Genomic DNA, 20,026 nt, shown 5'->3' with positions numbered 1-20,026 from the left:
TCCACCGCACCGAAGGAGAACGTCATGGCGATCCTCGACCTCCAGACCCTGGAGCTGCCCGAGACCGAGGCGGCCCCGATCGACGACATGCTCGCCAGCACCAGCTCGCTGAGCGTCCTCAACTGCGGCACCAGCACCGTCAGCACGCTGCTCTGCCTCTGACCCGACCGGCCGCCCGCCCGGGCGGTCCGTAACGGTCGAGCCGGCCGGTGTGGTCCCCGGGACCACCCCGGCCGGCTCTCCGGGCCGCCGCGGCCAACGCCGCCGCGGCCCGTTCCCTCGTCCCGGCGCCGTCCCGCCCAGAAGAGAGGTGTCCCGTGGCCGACCGGCCCGCGCCCGCCACCACCGCGCCCGCACCTCCCGCCGAAGCCGCGCCCGCGCCCGCGTCCACGTCCACGTCCACGCCCGCGCCCGCACCGCCGCCGGTCCGGCTGCGCCGCGAACTCGCCGCCCAGCCGGTCCGCCTCGCCGCCGCCCTGAGCTTCGCCGTGCTGGCCACTGCCGCCGCCCTCGCCCTCCCGCTGCTGGTCCGCCGGATCGTCGGCGACTTCTCCGAGCACCGCTCGCTCGCCCCCGGACTGCTGATGATGGCCGCGGCCGCCCTCACCGGCGCCGCGGCCCAGGCCCTCTCCGGCTTCCAACTGGCCCGGGTCGGCGAGGGAATGACCTACCGGCTGCGGACCGCCCTGATGTCCCACGCGCTCCGGCTGCCGCTGCCCGTCGTCCGGGCCCGGGGCACCGGCGAACTCGCCGCCCGTGTCACCTCCGACGCCCAACTGCTGGGCCAGGTGGTGGAAGTGGCGATGCAGCTGCCGCTCGCCGCGCTCAGCGTGCTGGCCACCCTCGCGGTCATGCTCTGGATCGACTGGGTGCTCACCGCCGTCACCGTGGCCGCGCTCGCCCTGCTGACCGGCCTGGTCCTGGTGATCACCCGCCGGATGCGGGCCAACGTCACCGGACAGCAGGACGCGGTGGGCCGGATCGCCCAGCGCTTCACCGCGGACCTGGAGGCCCTCACCACCATCAAGGCCTACCGGGCCGAACCGCTCGCCGACCGCGTCCTGGCCGAGGACGCCGAACACCTGCACGCCGTCTCGCTGACCGGCGCCCGCCTCGGCGCCCTCGTCCCGGCCGTGCTCACCCTCGGCAACCAGTTCGCGATGATCGCGGTCATCCTCACCGGCGGCGCCCGGCTGGCGGCGGGGGAGCTGAAGGTGGCCGCCTTCGCCGCGTTCCTGCTCTACCTGCTCCAGACCGTCCCCTCCGTCAACACCCTCGCCACCGGGTTCGGACGCCTCCAGGCGGGCTTGGCCGCCCGCGACCGCTGCAACGAACTGCTCATCCTGCCCCCCGAGGCCGACCCGGACGACGCCGACCGCACCGCGCCCACCCCCGCGCCCGACGCCCCGGCGGTGGTCTTCCGCACCGTCACCTACACCCACACCGGAACCCGGCGGGCCGCCCTGAACGCCGCCTCCTTCAGCATCCCGCGCACCGGCCTGACCGCCGTCGTCGGCCCCTCGGGCGCCGGCAAGAGCACCGCCCTCGCCGTCGTCGGCCGCTTCGTGCGCCCCGGCACCGGCTCGGTCAGTGTGCTCGGCCACGACCTCCAAGCCTGGCCGCTCGGCGCGCTGCGCGCCCGCATGGCCTACGTGGACCAGGAGTTCACCCTCCTGGAGGCCAGCGCCCGCGACAACCTCCGACTCGGCCGGGCCGGCGCCGCCGACGACCGGGAACTCGCCGTGGCCCTGGCCGCCGTCGGCCTCGCCGAGGACGTCCAACGCCTCCCGCACGGCCTGGACACCGTCCTGGGACGCGAGTTCGACCTGTCCGGCGGCCAGCGCCAGCGAATGGCCCTGGCCCGCGCCCTGCTCGCCGACGCGGACATCGTCCTGCTGGACGAACCCACCAGCCAACTCGACGGCCTCAACGAACTGCGCTTCCGCGAGATCGTCGACCGGCTCGCCCGCCGCAGCGCCGTCGTGGTCGTCGCCCACCGCCTCACCACGGTCCAGCACGCCGACCACGTCATCATGATGGACCACGGCACCGTCCTCGACGCCGCCGACCACCCCACCCTCCTCGCCCGCTGCGCCCCCTACCGCGACCTGGTGACCAGCCAGACCGGTCCCCTCCGCTGATACCGGCACGCCCTGGCACACGGCTTCCCGTCCCCGCCCTCTGTCATGATCACGTGATGAGCGCCGCGAGGACGGCCGCCGTGGCGGCGGTCGAGTCACACGTCCGGGCCTTCTTCGAGGGGCACCCCGTGGAGGCCGTCGAACACGACCCGCGCGTCCTCGTCGTGGGCCCCGGCCCGCGCGGAGGCGGCTGGACGTACGTGACGACGGGTTGCCGGTCCGCGACGGCCGGGCAGGGCCAGGACGTGGAGTTCGTGATCACCGCCCACGTCCGCGACCGGCGGTTCGTCGAACTCCTGGCCGTGATCGCCCGCCACCACCGGGGCGGGCACCGGCTCGGCCCGGAGCACAGCCTGCCGCTCGGCGAGCCGTGGGTGCCGGGTTCGGCCTGCGACCACCTGCTGATCAGCCTGCCCTACCTGTACGGTCCCGGACTCGAACACTGCCCCCTGCCCGAGGGGCACGCCCGCCTCCTGTGGGCCCTGCCGGTGACGGCGGCGGAGATCGGGTACCGGCGGCGGCACGGCCACGACGCGCTGGAACGTCTCTTCGACGAGGCCGCCATCGTCCCCACCGACCCCTTCCGGGCATCGGTGGTCTGACGACCCGACCAGGCCACCGGGTGCGGATTGGACCGGGACATCGCACGGCCCCTGCGGTTACCGTCGACGAAACACCCGATCGACCGGAGAAGCACGCCATGCACCCCGAACTCGCCGCCGACCTGTCCCGGCTGCCCGCGCTGCTGGAGGAGACCCGCCAGGTGGCGGCCGCCTTCCTGGCCTCCCTCGACGAGCGGCCGGCGGTCCCCGACGCCGCCCCGCCCGCGCCGGTGCCGCTGGGTGAGGGGGGCGGCGGGCTGCGGGAGGCGCTGGCCGAGTTCGGCGAGCGCTGGGAACCGCGGCTCTCCGCCGGCGCGGGGCCGCGCTACTTCGGGTTCGTCACTGGCGGCGTCACCCCGGCGGCGCTGGCCGGCGACTGGCTGACCGCCACCGCCGACCAGAACTCCAACTCCTCGCTGGACGGCGCCGGCCAGTGGCTGGAGCACGAGACGGTCGGCTGGCTGCGCGAGCTGTTCGGGCTCTCCGCCGCGCACAGCGGCACCTTCGTCAGCGGCGCGACCATGTCCAACACCGTCGGTCTGGCGATCGCCCGCCAGTGGCTCGGCGAACGCCTCGGCGTGGACGTCGCCGAGGAGGGCGCCGGCGCGCTCGGCCGGGTCCGGGTGCTGTCGGGCAGCGCCCACTCCAGCGTCGCCAAGGCCCTGTCGGTCCTGGGCCTGGGCCGCTCCGCGCTGGTGCAGGTGCCCGCGCTGCCCGGGCGCGAGGCGGTGGACGTGGCCGCGCTGGAGCGGGTGCTGGCCGAGGCCGACGGGCCGTGCGTGCTGGTGGCCAACGCCGGCACCGTCAACACGGTGGACTTCGACGACCTGGGGGCACTGGCCGACCTGCGCGACCGCTACGGCTGCTGGCTGCACGTGGACGCGGCGTTCGGCGCCTTCGCCGCCCTGGTCCCCGAACACGCCGGCCTGGTGGAAGGCCTGGACCGGGCCGACTCGGTCTGCGTCGATCTGCACAAGTGGCTCAACGTGCCCTACGACAGCGCCGTGCAGTTCACCCGCCGCCCCGACCTCCAGGCCGAGGTCTTCCGCAACGCCGCCGCCTACCTCGGCCCGCTCGGCGAGAATCCCGACCTGGTGCACCTCACACCCGAGAACTCCCACCGGCTGCGGGCCCTTGCCGCCTGGTTCACCCTGCGCGCCTACGGCCGCTCCGGCCACCGCGAGATCGTCGAACGCTGCGTGGCCGGCGCCCGGGCGCTGGGCGGGGCCGTGACGGACACGCCGGGACTGCGCCTGCTGGCCCCGGTCCGGCTGAACGTCGTCTGCTTCACGCTCACCGAGGACCCCACCCCCGAACGCCTCGCCGCGCTGACGGCGGCCGTCGCCGACGAGGCCTTCCTGACCCCCACCCGCTACGCCGGCGTCCCCGCCCTGCGCGCGGCGTTCAGCAACTGGCGCACCACCGAGGCGGACGTCCGGCGCACCGCGGCGGCCCTGGCCCGGGCGGTGCAGGCGCTCGGGAGCGACACGCCGCCGGGGCCGTGATCCCCGTCAGCGCAGCAGCGACCTGGTGAGCGCGGCGACGTAGGCCTGCCCGGCGGCGTTGGGGTGCGTCGCGTTGGTGTCCGGGGCCGGGTCGAGGGGCTCGACCCAGCGGACTCCCGGCGGTTGGCAGGCGTCGTGTCCGAGGACGTCGCCAGGGTTGCTGAAGATCGCCCCGCGGCTTGCGGCGGCGGCGCCCAGTACCGCGTTCATCCGCTTCTGGAGGCCGTAGGCGTACGGGACGTCACCCCGGGCGATCGGCACGTCCGGCCAGCAGCCGGTCGTGGGCGGCAGGCCGGACAGGTAGCCGACGAGGACCACGGTCGCGTGCGGGGAACGCTCGCGGATGCCGTCGAGGACGCCCTCGATCCCGGGGCGCACCGCGTCGATCGCCGCGGCCGCCGGGTCGGTCCCGCTCGCGGTGTAGGTCCGCTCGCACGGGTTGCCCTGTGGGTCGGTGCCGGCGATGACGGCGCAGTTCACCAGGATGTCGCTGAGGGCGTCCTTCGCGCCGATGGTGACCGTGACCAGATCGGTGCCGGGCTTCAGGGCGTCGAACTGGGGCGGGTTCACCGCGCCGCCCGGCAGCGCCTCGGGGACGGTCATGCTGATGGTCCTCGCGTCGCCGCAGGTGACGTCGACGAAGCTCGCGGCCAGGCCCAGGGACGCGGCGAGCTGATTCGGATAGTTGTCCCTCGCGCGGGTGCAGCCGGCGGGCGTGCCGTAGTTCTTGGAGACGCTTCCGTAGGCCGCGTAGGAGTCGCCCAGCGCGACGTAGCGCTCGAAGCGGTCCGTGGCCGCTCCGGCCGGGGAACCGGCCGCGAGCCCGCCCGCTGCGACGACCGCCGAGGTCAGCACGGACAGCAGCCGGCGGGTGGTCCGTGGAACGCCGCCCGTCGCGGTGGTCGCGTGATCCCGCATCAGCACTCCTCGTGGTCGGATGGTCACCAGTCGCATTGTGTGCGAAGCATATGCGCCGGGTGCCGCCGGGGCTCACCCGTCCCGGGTGGTGTGCGGCCGGGCGGGGCGTGCCACCGTGGACCGTGAGGGGGTTCGGCTTCTCCTCCGGAGGCGGGCGATGGACGACTATCCACTGTTGAACATCTTCCTCACGACCATGTGGATCTTCCTCTGGATCCTCTGGTTCATGCTCCTGTTCCGGGTCTTCGGCGATCTGTTCCGGGACGACACCGTGAACGGCTGGGGCAAGGCGGGGTGGTGCGTGTTCCTGATCCTCCTGCCGTTCATCGGGGTGTTCGTCTACCTGATCGCCCGCGGCAAGGGCATGGGGATGCGCGAGACGACCCGCGCGAAGGAGGCGGAGGCCGAGTTCCGCACCTACGTGCGGGACGCCGCCGGGGCGGAGGCGAAGCCGGCCGGCGCCGCCGCGGAACTGGCCCGGCTCGCGGAGTTGAAGCGGGACGGCTCGATCACGGAGGAGGAGTTCCAGCGCGCCAAGGCGATCGTGCTGGAGTGAGTCCTCGGGCGTTCAGCGCTCCGTGTCCCCCGCGCCCGCCGGTGCGGGGGACGCGGGCTCGCGCGTGACGGGGTGGGCGGGCGCGAGGAACTCGCGCACGGCGAAGGCCGCCAGCACCACCACGGCGAACCAGAACACCACCATGCCCGTCGGGTGGTCCCAGAGGGTGAACACCACGGCGGCGACGACCAGGATCGCCACCCCCAGCCACCGCTTCCAGCGGCGTACGAACCGCTCCACCGGACCGGCCCGGAAGCCCGCCGAGTCGGCGGAGGAGCGCAGCGCCGCGACCCCGTGCCCGCTCACCGAGCGGACGGTCACGGCGGCGCGCGAGGGGCCGATGAAGAACGCCCCGAGCGCGACGACCACGGCCAGGAAGCCGACCATCCGTACGGCGCTGCGCAGGTAGTCGGTGATGGCGTCGTAGACGGCTCCGGCGGCGGCCGGCGAGGCGTCGGCGGGCAGGTGGTCGAGGAAGTAGGAGCGGAAGACGGCCAGCGCGATGCCGAGAAACAGCATCGCCGCCCCGATGCCGAGGGCGGCGCCGACCAGCGCGCGGCGGCGGTTGAAGGCGGTCAGCACACCGGCCGCGGCGATCAGGACGGTGATGACCGGCAGCCACCAGCCGAGGATCTGCAGCAGCCGGAACCAGCCCTTGATCTTGGCCAGGTCGGGGGAGGAGAACACCACGAACGAGGTGTGCACCTCCGGGATCTTCGCGGCGGGTGTGAAGCCGGCGTTGACCAGTTGGGTCTTCACCCGTTCCACCATCGGCCCGATGTCGATCACGACCTCGTCGTTCTTCAGCTCCACCGCGCCGCCGCCCTGGCCGGTGAGGGCCTTGACCATGGTGGCGTGCCCGGCCCGCACGGCCTCCTCCCACACGGTGGCGAAGGCGTCGCTGGTGACCACCCGCTCGGCGGCGCCGTGCACGAGGTTGGTCAGCGCCCCCTCCAGCGGACCGGTCAGCCCGCCCAGGAGCTGGGCGAGCCGGGGCGGCACGCCCTGTTCGGCGGCGGCCTGGGAGAGGTCGTCGACGAAGGCCTTGACGTCGATCTGCTCCGTCGCGGCATCGGTGATGCGGTTGGCGAGGGCGTCCTGCACGGCCGGGTCGTGGGCGAGCGGCGCCATGGTGGCGACGAAGCGGTCGGTGTCGGTGATCTCGTCGTGGGCCCAGACGGCGATGACCGCGAGCAGCGACAGCAGGGAGGCCGCGATCACCAGCACGGTCGCTCCGGTGGTGCGCAGCCGGTGGTGCTGCGGCCGCCGTCGGGCCTCGGCCTCCAACTGCGCGACCCGGTGGTGGAGCGCGTCCAGCTCATCGGCCTTCGAACGGTCGGGCCGCGGACGGTCGGGCTGCGGCGTGCTGGACTCGGCCGGGGGCATACGGGCAGCTCCTCGCTCTGGGTGGAACGACGGCGCCGGGACGACCGGCACCGTAGACACCAGCCAAGGGCCAGGCCGGGCGGACGGCGAGCCGGATCACCCCGAACAGGTGAGCCGGAGGGCGGGGGCTGCGGGTTAGCGTCGCCGAGGGTCGGCTTGCACGGGAGCGACAGCGACAAGCGACAGTGTCCGGGGCCGACCCCCGGCCGACGCCGTCGGCCGGCCCTCCTCCGAAGGGAACGGGAGCCGACGTGAGCAGCGAACCCGACACGACCGGCGAACTCGACGAACCGGGCCCCATCGACTACCTGGTCATCGCCTTCCCCGGAAGCCACCTCACCGGCGAGGGGCTGCCCCTGCTCGTCGACCTGGTCGAGCGCGACATCATCCGGGTGCTCGACCTGACCTTCGTCCGCAAGGACGCGGACGGTACGGTGGCGGGCCTCGAACTGGCCGATGTGACCGGCGACGGCCGCCTCGACCTGACCGTCTTCGAGGGCGCCTCCTCGGGACTCTTCAGCGCCGCCGACCTCGCCGAGGCCGGCACGCTCCTGGAGCCGGGGGACTCCGCCGCCGTCCTCCTCTACGAGAACCGCTGGGCCGCGCCGCTGGCCAGTGCCCTGCGCCGGGAGGACGCCCGGATGGTCGCCGGCGGGCGCGTCCCGCTCCAGGACCTCCTGGAGGTCCTGGAATCGCTCGAAGGACCCGATTCCGCGAGCTGACCCACGTCCCCCCACCCCTTCCGTCACCCCCTCAGGAGGAAGCCATGCCCGGACTGCTCCGCGGAGTCGCCCGCACCGCGGTGGTCGCCGGAACGGCCACCGCCGTCTCCAACCGCGTCTCCCGGCGCCAGGCCGGCCGCTGGGCCCAGCAGGACGCCCAGCAGGCCGGCTACTACGCCGAGCCCGCCGCGTCCGCGCCCCCGCCCGCGCCGGCACCCGCCGCCGCCACGACCATGGAGGAGAAGCTCGACCAGCTCAAGGACCTGGCGACGCTCAAGGACCAGGGCGTCCTCACCGAGGAGGAGTTCGCCGCCCAGAAGGCGCGGATCCTCGGCAGCTGACCGGGGTCCGGTGACGCGGCGCACGGGCGGGAGGCACGGTGAACCGCTGGAAGACGCTGGTCGTGCTCGGCACGGCACAGTTCCTCATGGTGCTCGACGCCTCGGTGATGAACGTGTCGATCAGCCAACTGGTCGAGGACTTCGACACCGAGGTCACCGCCATCCAGGCCGTCATCACCCTGTACACCCTGGTGATGGCCGCGTTCATGCTGACCGGCGGCAAGATCGGCGACATGTTCGGGCGGCGCCGGGTCTTCGTGATCGGCCTGGTCGTCTACGCGGTCGGATCGGGGCTGACCGCGGTGGCGCCCACGGTGGGTGTGCTGGCGCTGGGCTGGTCGGTCATCGAGGGCCTGGGCGCGGCCCTGGTGCTGCCCGCGCTGGCCGCACTGGTGGCGGGCTCCTACCGCGGGCGCGACCGGGCCGTGGCCTACGGCGTGATCGGCGGCCTCGCGGGTGCGGGCATCGCGGTGGGGCCGCTGCTCGGAGGCTGGGTCACCACCTACCTGACCTGGCGGCTGGTGTTCGCCGGCGAGGTGGTCCTGGTCGTCCTGATCCTGCTCCTGATGCGGTGGGTGCCGCAGCAGCCGGCGCCGGCCCGGCGGCCCCGGCTCGATGTGGCGGGCGTCGTGCTCTCCGCCGCGGGCCTCGCCCTGATGGTCCTGGCCGTCCTGCAGAGCGGGACGTGGGGCTGGGTCAAGCCGCGCAACCCGCCGTTCACCGTCCTCGGCTTCGCCCCCACGCTGTTCGCCGTCGCCCTCGGCGGCGCGCTGACCTACCTGTTCTGCGTCCACGAACGCCGGCGGGAGCGGAGGGGACTGGACCCCCTCTTCTCGCTCGACCTGTTCGACAACCGGACGCTGCGCGCGGGGCTGATGACCCTGTTCAACCAGAACACCGTCCTGCTGGGCCTGTTCTTCGTCATCCCGCTCTATCTGCAGGTCGTCCAGGGCCTGGACGCCTTCGAGACGGGCCTGCGGCTGCTGCCGGTGTCCGTCACGATGCTCGCCGCGTCGATGTCGGGCTCGCTGCTGCTCCGGTTCGCCTCGCCCCGCACCATCGCCCGGGCCGGGCTGCTGATCCTGGTCGCCGCGACCCTGTGGCTGATCGCCGCCATCGGGCCGGAACTGCACGGCGCGTCGTTCGCCGGGGCGATGGCCCTGCTCGGCATCGGCATGGGGGCGCTCGCCTCCCAACTGGGCAACACCGTGCAGTCCAGCGTGCGGCAGGAGGAGCGCAGCGAGGCCGGCGGACTGCAGTACACGGCGCAGAACCTCGGCTCCTCCCTCGGAACGGCGCTGATCGGCGCGATCCTCATCGGGGCCCTCGCGACATCCGTCACCAGCCAGATCGAGAGCGATCCGCGGGTCTCCGCGGCCGTCGCCGAGCAGGCCGGCGTCCATGTGGAGGCGGGCCTGTCCTTCGTGCCCGCCGACGAGGTGGCCACCGCGCTGGCGGCGCAGCCCGGGCTGCCGCCGGAGGAGGCGGCGGCCGTCGTCGAGGACTACCAGGACGCGCAGATCGACGGTCTCAAGGCCGCCGTCCTCGCGTGCACGGGCATCACGGCCGGCGCCCTCCTGTTCACCCGCAGGCTCCCCACCGGGCACCCGGCCGCCGAGCGGGACGGCGGATCCGGGGAGGAGGAGTAGCCGGACGTCCGGCCGTGCCGCTCCGCTCCGGCTCAGCGGCGGCGCGCGTCCAGCACCAGATGGGTGCCCAGCCCGAACAGCAGGCCCCAGAACGCCGAGCCGATGCCGAACAGGCTCATCCCGGACGCGGTCGCCAGGAAGGTCACCACCGCGGCGTCCCGCCCGCGCTCCGCCGTGACCGCCGCTGCCAGGCTGCCCTGGAGCGAGGCCAGCAGCGCCACCCCGGCGATCAGCGCGACGAGTTCCTTCGGCAACCCGGTGAACAGGCTCACCAGAACCCCGCCGAAACTGCCCACCACCACGTACAGCAGGCCCGAGGACATCCCCGCCACATAGCGGCGGCGCGGGTCCGGGTGGGCCTCCGGGCCCGAGCAGATCGCCGCCGTGATCGCCGCCAGGTTCACCCCGGGCGAGCCGAACGGCGCCATCAGCACCGACACCGCCCCGGTGGTCCCGATCAGCAGCCGGTCGTCCGCCGGATAGCCGAAGGCCCGCAGCACCCCGAGGCCCGGCGCGTTCTGCGAGGCCAGGGTGACGATCGCGAGCGGCAGCGCCAGCCCCACCAGCGCCGACCAGGAGAACGCCGGCGCCGTCGGCACGGGCACCGTCGGCCCGCCCGTGCCGAGGTGCAGTGGCAGCCCGACGGAGAGCGCGGCCAGCACGCCGCCGGCCGACAGTGCCACCAGGACGGCGTACCGGGGCGCGAAGCGCTTGGCGAGGAGGAAGGCCGCGAAGCCGCCGACCACCAGCAGCGGCGCGCTGTGCACGGCGCCGAAGATCCCGGCGCCGAAGGAGAACAGGATGCCCGCCAGCATCGCGTTCACGATGCCCTCCGGCACGGCGGCGATCAGCCGGCCGAACCAGCCGGTCACTCCGAACAGGGTCACCGCCGCCGCGCTCACCAGGAACGCCCCGACCGCCTCCCGGTAGGGGTGGTCGCCGAGGCCGGCCACCAGCAGCGCGGCCCCCGGCGTCGACCAGGCGGTGACCACCGGGGTGCGCGTCCACCAGCTCAGCGCGAAGCCGCTGACCCCGCTGCCGATCGCCACCGCCCAGATCCAGGACGCCGTGTGCGCCGGGTCCAACCGCCCCGCGGCCGCCGCCGTGAGCACCACCACCAGCGGCCCGGAGAACGACACCGCGACGCACACCAGCCCCGCCAGCAGCGCCGGCGCCGACACATCACGCCGCAGCGTCCGGCGCTCCCCGCCCCCGACCGGACCCGTCTCCGGTCGGACCGTCAGTTCATCTGTCATCCGGGAAGTATCCCGAAGCCCGCACGCCCCCGGCGCGCCCCGCCGTCCGCCCTGCCCGTCCCGCTGTCCGCCCTGCCCGTCCCGCCGTCCGCCCTGCCCGTCCCGCTGTCCGCCCTGCCCGTCCCGCCGTCCGCGCCGTCCGTCCCGCCGTCAGCGCGGCCGGTGGGCGAGGACGGCGAACATCGTCACCGACAGGTGGAAGGCGCCCCGCTCGGCGGCGGCCGCCAGGTCGTCGTGGAGCCCGTCGCGCTGCGCCTCGGTGATCAGGCCCCGCTCGACGGCCCCCGCGCCGAGCAGGTGCACCAGCGGCCAGGTGACGGACCGCGGGTCGTGCAGCAGGACGTCCGCGCCGGTCCCGTCGACGGTCAGACCGGCATCGGCGAGCCAGCCGGCGAGGCGGCGCCCGGCGTCCGGGGTGGCAGCGGCCTCCCGCGCGACCGTGCCCAGCGCGGTCCCGACCGCGGGGGAGGCCGGGTGGAGGACGAAGGTGGCCCAGTCGGTGTCCAGCAGCGTGACCCGGCCGCCCGGCCGCAGCACCCGGGCGATTTCGGCGACGGCCCGCGCGGGCTCCGTCAGGTGCTGCAGGACGCGCTCGCACCGCACGGCGTCCAGGTCCGCGTCCGGCAGTGGCAGCGCGAGCGCGTCGCCGTCCAGGAACCGGGCCGGGCTGCCGGCCTCGGCGGCGCGCCGTTCGGCGAGGGCCCGCAGGCCGGGGTGGGGTTCGAGACCGGTCGCGGTGCCGCCCGGCCCGGCCGCCGCCGCGAGCACCAGCGTCTCCGAACCGGTGCCGGAACCGATGTCCAGCGCCCGCTCGCCCGGGGCCACCGCCAGCCGCTGGTGCGCCCACGCGCGCAGCCTCCGAACCCCGGTGTGCTCGGCCTGCATGTCCAGTGCGGCGACCAGCCGGCCGGTGATCGAGGGATCGGCGTTACCGGCGTGGAAGGCCGAGGTCGGACGCGGCGGTTCGGTCATGGCGCCCACTATAGGGACGGCCCGCGGCGCCGCCCGGCGCGCGCCACGAGCTGTCGCCGGGTCAATCCCCGCCCTCGGTAACGATCTTGTCATCCAGGTCATTCCATTCCTTCCTATCGTCCTGGGGGCCGGGCGTCCGTATGATCGGGCTGCCTGCCGTTGGGACGCCGTGGGGGAGCGGGACCGTGTGGTGCCCGGAGCCGTCCCGTCGGCCTCGAACGTTCCAAGGGAGGGCGGCACGGTGCGGTTCGCGGGTGTGGGCGTGACACGTGAGGGCTACCGGATCGCCGCGCCGGGCGCGGTCGAGGTGCTCGAACGCTGCGGCGTGGAAGGGCCGGTGGCACGGCTGACCGAACTGGCGGCCCGCACCCCCGGCGGCCTCACCGTGGTCATCGACAGCGCCAACGGCCTCCTGGACGGGCCCCTCGGCGCCGCCGGGATACCGGTGCTGCGCGCCGACCCGCCGGTCCCGGCGGACGGCGGCGCCACCGCGGAGGTGCTCGCCGAGCTGGGCCGCACCCGCGCCGCCACCCTGACCGCCCTGCCGTCGGCGGGGTGGACGATGAGCGGCCGCGAGGAGGAGATCGCGGCGGCGGACCTGGCCAGCGAGACGGTGGAGCGTCAACTCGCCCGCTGCGGGCGTCTGGTGACCGGCGGCTTCAGCACCGAGCCGCTGGTGACGCTGACCTTCGACGACGGCCCGCACCCGGAGTTCACCCCGCAGGTGCTGGACGTGCTGCGCCGCCACGACGCCCCGGCGGCGTTCTTCTGCATCGGACTGCAGGCCCTGGCCCACCCCGACGTCGTGCGCCGGACCGCCGACGCCGGCCAGACCCTCGGCAGCCACACCTGGTCCCACGCCTACCTGCCCGACCTGGGGCCGGCCGGACTCGCCCGCCAGCTCGGCCACACCGGCGAGGTGCTCGCCGAGGCCTGCGGCGACGACCGCCCGACCCGCTGGCTGCGCCCCCCGTACGGCGGACGCAGCCCGGAACTCCTGCGCGCGGTCGACGCGTTGGGGCTGACCACGGTGCTCTGGGACGTCGACGCCAAGGACTGGTCGCGGCCCGGCCCCGCCACCATCGCCGAGCGTGTCCTCGACCAGGTCCGCCCCGGCTCGGTGATCCTCATGCACGACGGCGGCGGCGACCGCTCCCAGACCGTCGCCGCCCTCCCCGCCGTCATCACGGGCCTGCGCGAACGCGGCTACCGCCTGGTGGGCCTGGACGAGGCGCTCGCCGCCGCGCCGGCCGCGTAGCGCCCCGCAGGTCCGAGGGGCCGCCGGCGGCCTACCGCCCCGGTGCGCCCGGCCCCCTCCTGACCCGGCCCCCCTCCTGGCCTGACCCCCGCCGTCACGCGCCGGCCGCCGAGGCCGTCTCCTCGACCCGCTCGCCCGCCCACGCCAGGAACTCCGCCACCTCGGCCGGGGGCAGTGCGGCCGCCTCCGCCCGCGGCCGCTCGAAACTGCGCAGCGCGGCCTCCAGCAGCGGCCGGAACCCGGGCTCGGCGGCGGCGGTCTCGCGAGCCGCCGCCCGCTTGGCCACCCACCGGCCCGTGCGGCAGAACACCACCGCGCGGCAGCCGTTGAGCACCCGGTTGTCCGCCAGGTGGCCCGCCCCCTCGGCGTGCTCGCGCACACCGGCGCGCAGCGCGGCGAACAGCTCGGCGGGCGCGGGCTCCGCGATCGACCGCCGGGCCGGCGCGCCCCACAGGGTGATCCCGGCCCGGTGCGCGATCGAGCGGTCGACTACGAACCAGAACGCCTCGGCCCCGGCGGGGTCCCGGTCGGCCCGCTCCGTCAGCAGCGCGCCGGTGTTGAGGTTCAGCAGGTACCCGGCGCCGCCCGAGGGCCGCCCGGCGAAGTCCGCGTCGTACAGCACCAGTTCCAGTCCGGCCGCCGGGCAGGGCAGTCGCCGGTGGTCGAGCGCGGCGGCCAGCTCCCGCAGGGCCGCCTCCGGCGGACCGGGTTCGACGACGACCACCACGTCCACGTCGCTGCGCCCGTGCCGGTAGTCCCCGAGCGCCACCGAGCCGACCGCCAGCACGCTCACCGCCCGCGCTCCGCACACCGCCCGCACCCGGCGGACGACCTCCTCCAGGTACCCGCGCAGCTCGGCGGGCACCGGCCGCCCCTCCTCGTCACCGTGGCTCACGGGTCCAGTCTGCCCGCCGGAGCGGGCGATCGGACGGCGGCGGGCCCGGCGTAGGGGCCGACTGGACGGGTGGTGGACGGGGCGGACCGGTCGACCCGGAGCGGCCCCCGGGGCCCGCCGAGCGGCTGGTAGAAGAACGACCGGGCGCCGTTGCGCGCCGCCGAACCCGGAGGAGATACGCGATGACCGCTTCCCGCTTCACCGACCGTGCCCGTGGTGCCCGCACCGCCGCCCGTGCCACCGCCGGCGCCGTCCTGGCGGCGGCCGCCGCCCTGCTGCCGGTGCTCGCCGGCACCCCGCAGGCCTCCGCCGCCACCGCCGCCGTCACTGGCCTGGACAACACCTGGTCCTGTTCCGTGCCGGCCGGCTACGTCTACGACCAGATCGTCGCCTCCTCGTCGTGCGGCACCACGCCCCGCTACCACCTGCGCACCCCGGTCGACGGGCTGGTGTCCTGCGTCCGGGCGAGCGGCTTCGTCTACGACACCACCACGATGAGCGGCAACTGCAGCATGGCGCCGGGAAGTTCGTCGGCCTCCTACCGGCTGCGGGTGCCGGGGGACCTGGTCACCTCCTGCGTCACGGCGAGCGGCTTCGTCCACGACCTGGTGACCAACGTCTCCCAGTGCAGCCTCGCCCCTGGCACGACCAACCCCGCCTACCGGCTGCGCACCCCGGTCGACGGCCTGTGGGCGTGTTCGGTGCCCAGGGGCTGGAGCAGCTACGCCACCACCCTGAGCCACAACTGCAGCTTCGGCAGCAGGCCGAGCGACACGGCCACCATGTACCGCCTCAAGGCGGCCTGACCCGGAGACAGGTGTTCCGCGGCGGGCCCCGGGCCGGTGAAAATATGGTGGTGTGCCGGTAGGTGAAAAGGATCTATGCTTCGTGCGTTCACAGACTCTACGCACAGAGACAGGTTCTGCTGGATGAAGCTGCCCCGGGTGTCCGCCGTCGTCGCGGCCGCGGTCCTCACCCCCGCCGTTCTCTTCCCGTCGTCGGCCCTGGCCGCCGATGCTCCCCAGCCCACCGGTGTCTCCGGGCCGGACACCGGCTCCGAGGGCGGCACGACCCAGGAAGACCTCGACCGGGCCGAGATCCAGAAGATCCTCGCCGACAAGGAGAGCGGCGTGTCCGTGCGGGAGGCCGCCGAGAGGGCCCTCGCCGGAACGGCCGCCGACCTGCGGCGCTTCCTGGAGGTCGGCCTCCACGACGCCCGGGTGACCGACGACCGCGTCAAGGGCTTCCAGATCCTCGCCGTCGGCGGTCCGGCGGTGAAGAAGGCCGCCGAGGCCGCGCTGCGCGGCACCTACGCGGACCTGGTCGCCTTCCTCAAGGAGGGTCAGTACACCGCCCGCGCCCAGGACGACCGCGCCGAGATCGAGCGGATCCTCGCGGACCCGGAGACCGGCCGGGGCGTGCGGGAGACCGGGCAGGCGGCCCTGGCCGTCGGCACTCCCGCCGCGCTGCGGCACTTCCTGGAGGTCGAGCTCCCCAAGCAGCAGGCCGACGACGACCGCGTCGAGGTCGCCCGGATCCTCTTCAAGGGCGGTCCGGCCGTGAAGGAGGCCGCGTCCGCCGCGCTCTCGGGCACCTACGCGGATGTCGTGAAGTTCCTCAAGGAGGGCCAGTACGCGGCCCGCGCCGAGGACGACCGCGCCGAGATCGAGGCGATCGCCGCTGACCCGCAGACCGGCCGGCACACCCGCGAGGCCGCCCGCAAGGCGCTCGCCGGTGACGCCGCCGGACTGCGCCGCTTCCTGGAGACCGAGCTGGCGGCGGTGCGGATGAGCGACAACCGGGTGAAGGTGTCGCAGATCGCCGAGAGCGGCGGACCGGCCGTCAGGAAGGCCGCGCTCGCCGCCCTGGAGGGCAACGACCAGGCCGTCCTGGCGTTCCTGGAGCACGGCTGGGCCGCGGCCCGCGCCGAGGACGAGGCCGACGCCGCGAAGCCCACCACGCAGCCCGCCCCCCAGCCGTCCCAGTCCACCACGCAGCCGAGCGCGCAGCCGACCGACCGGCCGACCGAGCAGCCGCGGACCACCCCGGCGCCGCAGGCCACCGCGACGCCTCAGGCCGTCCAGGCCGTGGCCCGCACCACCACCAACGGGACCGGCGGGACCAACGGCACCGCCGACGCCGCCCCGCGCTCCGGCCAGCTCGCCGCCACCGGCGCCGAGGGCCTGGGCTGGGAGGCCGGCGCCGCCGCCGCGGCCGTTGCCGCCGGTGCGGCGCTCGTGGCGGTCTCCCGCCGCCGTCGCTCCACCGAGGACTGACACACCCGCTCCTCCACACACACCCGCTCCTCCACGCACACCCGTCACCCGGCCGCCACCTCCGGCGGCCGGGTGACGCGTGTGCGCGCAGGAGCTCGTACGGCGGCGCTCCCGGACGAAACGGCGGAGGATGGCGAGGGCCGCGACCACCCCGGCCGACGACACCGAGGAGAGACCCGCCATGACGATCCGCCGGATGGACAACGTGCTCATCGTGGTCGAGGACCTGGACGCCGTCGTCGCGTTCTTCACCGAACTCGGCCTCGAACTGGAGGGCCGCTCCCCGGTCGAAGGACGCTGGGTGGAGCAGATCATCGGACTGGAGGACGTCCGGCAGGAGGTCGCCATGCTGCGCACCCCGGACGGCCACGGCCGGATCGAGCTGGCGGTGTTCCACTCGCCGGAGCCGGTCAGGCCCGAGCCCCGGCAGGCACCGCCGAACACCCTGGGCATCCGCCGGGTCATGTTCGCCGTGGACGACATCGACGACACGGTGGTCCGCCTGCTCGCCCACGGCGCCGAACTGGTCGGCGAGGTGGTCCGGTTCGAGAACCTCTACCGGCTCTGCTACGTCCGCGGCCCCGAGGGCATCATCGTCGGGTTGGCCGAGGAACTCGGCTGACCCGGCCGACGGGGTGTCACACCCGGGGGCGCTGTCCGGTCAATCGGGGTGACAAGCCGGAGCGGACCGCCCCGGCCCGTTGACCGCAGGAGGACCCATGCGCGCCCGTTTCACCAGGATCCTGGCCGTGTTCGCCACCACCGCCGCGGCGCTGACGATATCCGTGGCCTCGGCCGGGACCGCGGCCGCCGACGACAACTCGGTCATCGTCTGCCGCAACGCCCACTTCAACGACTGCACTGTCGGCGGTGCCTGGGTCACCGACCCGGTCCGCAACATCCACGACGGCGGGCGCTTCCAGGACTCCATCTCCTCCATCATCAACGCGAGCGGCTCGCGGCTGTGCTTCTGGGAGCACAACGGCTTCCAGGGCCAGTACATCCGGCTGGACGCCGGGCAGCAGTTCGCCGACCTCGGAGTGAGCGGCTTCAACGACCGGATCTCCTCCTGGAAGGCCTGCTGACACCGGCCGCCCGGCCCGGCGCCCCGCGCACGCCGCGGGGCGTCAGGGCAGCAGCAGGCCGGCGAGTTCGTCGAGCAGTTCGGCGACGCGCCGGGCCCGCTCCGGCTCCGGGACGGCCTTCGCGATGACCGGCTCCGCGGGCCGGGCGACGTGCTCGCGGATGGTGCGCCGGGCCCACTCGGAGACCGTCAGCAGGGTGCGTCGCCCGTCCAGCGGATCGGCGGCGGCCTCCAGCAGACCGCGCTCGCGCAGCCGGGCGACGGAGACCGAGACATGGCTCTGCGCGAAGCCGGTCCGGGCCTGGATGTCCCGGACCGAGGTCGCGGGGTGGCGGTACACGTCGGCGACCACGGCGATCTCGCCGGGGGTGAGGTGCTCGGACGCCGGATCGATGATCATCTCGCGGCCGAGGTCGGTCAACCGCTTGCCCAGTCTGAGGAGTTGCACGCCGTCCATGCCGGCAGACTACATCTTCACAGATGCATCTGCAGCGATATAGATTGCCCTGCCATGACGACCTCCGAACCGTTGCGCCCGGTGTCCCGCACCGCCCTGTCCGTCGCCCTGGTCCGGGCCTACGAGAGCGCCCGCCCCGACCCGCTCTTCGACGACCCGTACGCCGCCGCGTTCGCCGCCGCCGCCGACGTACCGCTGCCCGCGGAGGGCCCGACCGGTGGCCTCGCCGAGGCCCTGGTCGCCCAGGGCATCCTGCGCACCCGCTTCTACGACGACCGCCTGCTCGCCGCCGGCGCCGACCAGGTCGTGCTGCTCGCGGCGGGCCTGGACACCCGCGCCCACCGGCTGGACTGGCCGGCCGGGACCAGGGTGTTCGAACTCGACCTGGGCCCGGTGCTGGCCTTCAAGGAGCGGGTCCTCGACGGCCTGGGCGCCGAGCCCAGGAGCCGGCGCACCGTCCTGCCCGCCGACCTGCTGGAGCCGCACTGGCCCGCCCGCCTGACCGACGCCGGCTTCGACCCGGCGCGGCCCTCCGCCTGGCTCGCCGAGGGCCTGCTGGTCTACCTCGCGCCCGAGGAGGCGGCCGGCCTGCTCACGGCGGTCGCCGCGCTGGCCGCCCCGGGCAGCAGGCTGCTGCTGGAGCAGGGCCGGGACGTCACCGTCACGCCCCACGACCCGGCACTCGCCCACCTCACCGTCCTGTGGCGCGGCGGCCTCGGTCCCGGCACCCGCGACTGGCTCGACGGCCACGGCTGGACCACCGGCCTCACCACCCTGGAACAGCTCGCCCGGCGCTACGCCCGCCCGCTGCCCGGCCCCTCCGCGGCGGGCTTCATCGAGGCGGTCCGGCGCCCGGGGGGCTGAGGGCGCGGGCGGCTGCCTCAGGCCGCGACCGCCTCGACCACCGACAGGACGGTCGGCGTGGGGATCACCCGTGACAGCCGCAGCCCGGCGCGCTCGAACAGCTCCGCGAAGTCGGCCTCGGTGCGCTCGCGGCCGGTGAGGGAGGCCATCATCATCAGGTCGAGGTCCTTGGACTGGTGGGGCGCGTTGCCGGGCGGGACCACGGCGTCCAGCACCAGCACCCGGCCGCCCGGGCGCAGGGCGCGGCGGCAGTGGCCGAGCAGGGTGGTGCAGTCGTCGTCGTCCCAGTCGTGCGTGATCCGCTTGAGCAGCAGGACGTCGCCCGCCGGCACGGCGGAGAAGAAGTCGCCCTCCCGCGTCGTCCAGCGGCCCGCGACCTCCGGGTGCGCGGCCAGCCGGTTCCCGGCGAGGACGTGCGCGCGGTCGTAGAGCACGCCCGCCAGGCCCGGGTTGCCGCGCAGCACCTCCAGCAGCAGGCCGCCGTGGCCGCCGCCGACGTCCACCACGGTGCCGCTCGGCGGGAAGCCGTAGGCGGCGGCGATCGGCGCGTTCTCCTGGTCGGACATCGCGGCCATGCCCACGTGGAAGACGGCGGCGGTCCGCTCGTCCTTGGCGAAGTGGTCGAAGAACGGCATGCCGAAGAGCTTCTCGAACGCCGTGGTGCCCTCGGTCAGACAGTGCGTCAGCTCCCCGGCCGGCCGCCACATGGTGCGGTCGGTGAGCATCTGCACGGCCGAGCGCACCGAGTAGGGGACGTCGCTGCGCAGCGCCTGTCCGGCCTCGGTGAGCGCGAACCGGCCCCGCTCGTCCTCCGCCACCACGCCCCGGGTGGCGAGCAGCCGCAGCACCCGGTGCAGGTTGCGGGCGTCGGTGCCGGTCGCGGCGGCGAGTTCGGCGGGGGTGGCGGGGCCGTCCGCGAGGTGGTCGGCCACCCCGACGTCGGCGGCGGCGCGCAGGGCGGCGGGGAAGAGGAAGCCGAGGGCCTCGTCGACCAGGAAGGCGGCGGAGCGCCTGAGGCCGTCCTCGGTGCCCGCCGTCCCCGGGTGCGCCTGCCCGCCGTCGGTCCGGTCCTGATCCTGGCTCATCCCGTCCTCCTCCTCGCGGCCGTCCGTGTCCGCCCGGGAGGCTGCCCAGCGGCGGCCGC

21 protein-coding genes are annotated in these 20,026 nt (G+C 74.8%); 14 read left to right on the top strand and 7 right to left on the bottom strand.

Annotated elements, in window-relative coordinates; all coding sequences use genetic code 11:
* Positions 1–24 precede the first annotated feature (24 nt).
* The 4 genes from ACFZBX_RS34210 (at position 25) to ACFZBX_RS34195 (ending at position 4,248) form a co-directional block, all read left to right on the top strand.
* Positions 25–162: a SapB/AmfS family lanthipeptide gene (locus ACFZBX_RS34210; protein ID WP_391537699.1), complete on the top strand. Its 138-nt coding sequence runs from the start codon at positions 25–27 to the stop codon at positions 160–162.
* A gap of 155 nt (positions 163–317) precedes the next feature.
* A complete protein-coding gene (locus ACFZBX_RS34205; RefSeq protein WP_391537698.1) occupies positions 318–2,141 on the top strand; it encodes an ABC transporter ATP-binding protein in 1,824 nt (607 codons plus the stop codon).
* 56 nt (positions 2,142–2,197) lie between these two features.
* On the top strand, positions 2,198–2,743 hold the full coding sequence (locus ACFZBX_RS34200) for a suppressor of fused domain protein (RefSeq protein WP_391537697.1): 546 nt from the start codon (positions 2,198–2,200) through the stop codon (positions 2,741–2,743).
* Positions 2,744–2,841: 98 nt separating this feature from the next.
* Positions 2,842–4,248 (top strand): pyridoxal phosphate-dependent decarboxylase family protein, encoded by a 1,407-nt coding sequence (locus tag ACFZBX_RS34195; protein WP_391537696.1) that lies wholly within the window; start codon positions 2,842–2,844, stop codon positions 4,246–4,248.
* Between the two features lie 6 nt (positions 4,249–4,254).
* Here ACFZBX_RS34195 and ACFZBX_RS34190 read toward each other — a convergent pair whose 3' ends face one another.
* Positions 4,255–5,166 (bottom strand): SGNH/GDSL hydrolase family protein, encoded by a 912-nt coding sequence (locus tag ACFZBX_RS34190; protein ID WP_391537695.1) that lies wholly within the window; start codon positions 5,164–5,166, stop codon positions 4,255–4,257.
* A 157-nt stretch (positions 5,167–5,323) separates the two neighbouring features.
* Here ACFZBX_RS34190 and ACFZBX_RS34185 point away from each other — a divergent pair, with 157 nt between their 5' ends.
* Positions 5,324–5,722, top strand: coding sequence for a PLDc N-terminal domain-containing protein (locus ACFZBX_RS34185; protein WP_391537694.1), 399 nt, complete (start codon positions 5,324–5,326; stop codon positions 5,720–5,722).
* A gap of 12 nt (positions 5,723–5,734) precedes the next feature.
* Here the strand turns inward: ACFZBX_RS34185 and ACFZBX_RS34180 are convergent, their stop codons facing one another.
* On the bottom strand, positions 5,735–7,108 hold the full coding sequence (locus ACFZBX_RS34180) for a hypothetical protein (protein ID WP_391537693.1): 1,374 nt from the start codon (positions 7,106–7,108) through the stop codon (positions 5,735–5,737).
* 251 nt (positions 7,109–7,359) lie between these two features.
* On the opposite strand from ACFZBX_RS34180, the gene ACFZBX_RS34175 reads away from it, so the two are divergent.
* From ACFZBX_RS34175 to ACFZBX_RS34165, 3 genes are read left to right on the top strand one after another with little or no spacing between them, the layout of a single operon-like run.
* Positions 7,360–7,830, top strand: coding sequence for a DUF1269 domain-containing protein (locus ACFZBX_RS34175; RefSeq protein WP_391537692.1), 471 nt, complete (start codon positions 7,360–7,362; stop codon positions 7,828–7,830).
* 44 nt (positions 7,831–7,874) lie between these two features.
* Positions 7,875–8,171, top strand: a complete 297-nt coding sequence (locus ACFZBX_RS34170; protein ID WP_391537691.1) for an SHOCT domain-containing protein — start codon at positions 7,875–7,877, stop codon at positions 8,169–8,171.
* Between the two features lie 38 nt (positions 8,172–8,209).
* Positions 8,210–9,820, top strand: coding sequence for an MFS transporter (locus tag ACFZBX_RS34165; RefSeq protein WP_391537690.1), 1,611 nt, complete (start codon positions 8,210–8,212; stop codon positions 9,818–9,820).
* A gap of 32 nt (positions 9,821–9,852) precedes the next feature.
* On the opposite strand, the gene ACFZBX_RS34160 is transcribed toward ACFZBX_RS34165, so the two are convergent.
* Both ACFZBX_RS34160 and ACFZBX_RS34155 read right to left on the bottom strand, forming a co-directional pair.
* On the bottom strand, positions 9,853–11,076 hold the full coding sequence (locus ACFZBX_RS34160) for a benzoate/H(+) symporter BenE family transporter (protein ID WP_391537689.1): 1,224 nt from the start codon (positions 11,074–11,076) through the stop codon (positions 9,853–9,855).
* 150 nt (positions 11,077–11,226) lie between these two features.
* On the bottom strand, positions 11,227–12,048 hold the full coding sequence (locus ACFZBX_RS34155; RefSeq protein ID WP_391537688.1) for a methyltransferase domain-containing protein: 822 nt from the start codon (positions 12,046–12,048) through the stop codon (positions 11,227–11,229).
* A gap of 262 nt (positions 12,049–12,310) precedes the next feature.
* On the opposite strand from ACFZBX_RS34155, the gene ACFZBX_RS34150 reads away from it, so the two are divergent.
* Positions 12,311–13,306, top strand: a complete 996-nt coding sequence (locus tag ACFZBX_RS34150; RefSeq protein ID WP_391537687.1) for a polysaccharide deacetylase family protein — start codon at positions 12,311–12,313, stop codon at positions 13,304–13,306.
* Positions 13,307–13,400: 94 nt separating this feature from the next.
* Here ACFZBX_RS34150 and ACFZBX_RS34145 read toward each other — a convergent pair whose 3' ends face one another.
* Positions 13,401–14,201, bottom strand: coding sequence for an aminoglycoside adenylyltransferase domain-containing protein (locus ACFZBX_RS34145; protein WP_391537686.1), 801 nt, complete (start codon positions 14,199–14,201; stop codon positions 13,401–13,403).
* Between the two features lie 182 nt (positions 14,202–14,383).
* Here ACFZBX_RS34145 and ACFZBX_RS34140 point away from each other — a divergent pair, with 182 nt between their 5' ends.
* The 4 genes from ACFZBX_RS34140 to ACFZBX_RS34125 all read left to right on the top strand — a co-directional run bounded on the left by ACFZBX_RS34140 (position 14,384) and on the right by ACFZBX_RS34125 (position 17,562).
* Positions 14,384–15,007, top strand: coding sequence for a hypothetical protein (locus ACFZBX_RS34140; protein ID WP_391537685.1), 624 nt, complete (start codon positions 14,384–14,386; stop codon positions 15,005–15,007).
* 123 nt (positions 15,008–15,130) lie between these two features.
* Positions 15,131–16,477 (top strand): hypothetical protein, encoded by a 1,347-nt coding sequence (locus ACFZBX_RS34135; protein ID WP_391537684.1) that lies wholly within the window; start codon positions 15,131–15,133, stop codon positions 16,475–16,477.
* A 181-nt stretch (positions 16,478–16,658) separates the two neighbouring features.
* Positions 16,659–17,099, top strand: a complete 441-nt coding sequence (locus ACFZBX_RS34130) for a VOC family protein (RefSeq protein WP_391537683.1) — start codon at positions 16,659–16,661, stop codon at positions 17,097–17,099.
* 97 nt (positions 17,100–17,196) lie between these two features.
* Entirely contained in the window at positions 17,197–17,562 is a 366-nt protein-coding gene (locus ACFZBX_RS34125; protein ID WP_391537682.1) for a peptidase inhibitor family I36 protein, read from the top strand.
* A 42-nt stretch (positions 17,563–17,604) separates the two neighbouring features.
* On the opposite strand, the gene ACFZBX_RS34120 is transcribed toward ACFZBX_RS34125, so the two are convergent.
* The gene (locus ACFZBX_RS34120) at positions 17,605–18,018 is read right to left on the bottom strand and encodes a MarR family winged helix-turn-helix transcriptional regulator (RefSeq protein ID WP_391537681.1); all 414 of its coding nucleotides are present in this window, start codon (positions 18,016–18,018) and stop codon (positions 17,605–17,607) included.
* 54 nt (positions 18,019–18,072) lie between these two features.
* Here ACFZBX_RS34120 and ACFZBX_RS34115 point away from each other — a divergent pair, with 54 nt between their 5' ends.
* A complete protein-coding gene (locus tag ACFZBX_RS34115; protein WP_391537680.1) occupies positions 18,073–18,882 on the top strand; it encodes an SAM-dependent methyltransferase in 810 nt (269 codons plus the stop codon).
* Positions 18,883–18,899: 17 nt separating this feature from the next.
* On the opposite strand, the gene ACFZBX_RS34110 is transcribed toward ACFZBX_RS34115, so the two are convergent.
* A complete protein-coding gene (locus tag ACFZBX_RS34110; protein WP_391537679.1) occupies positions 18,900–19,967 on the bottom strand; it encodes a methyltransferase in 1,068 nt (355 codons plus the stop codon).
* Positions 19,968–20,026: the final 59 nt, after the last annotated feature.

The organism is Kitasatospora sp. NPDC008115, assembly GCF_042957205.1.
Classification (GTDB): domain Bacteria; phylum Actinomycetota; class Actinomycetes; order Streptomycetales; family Streptomycetaceae; genus Kitasatospora.
This window is presented reverse-complemented; position numbering and strand designations above follow the sequence as displayed.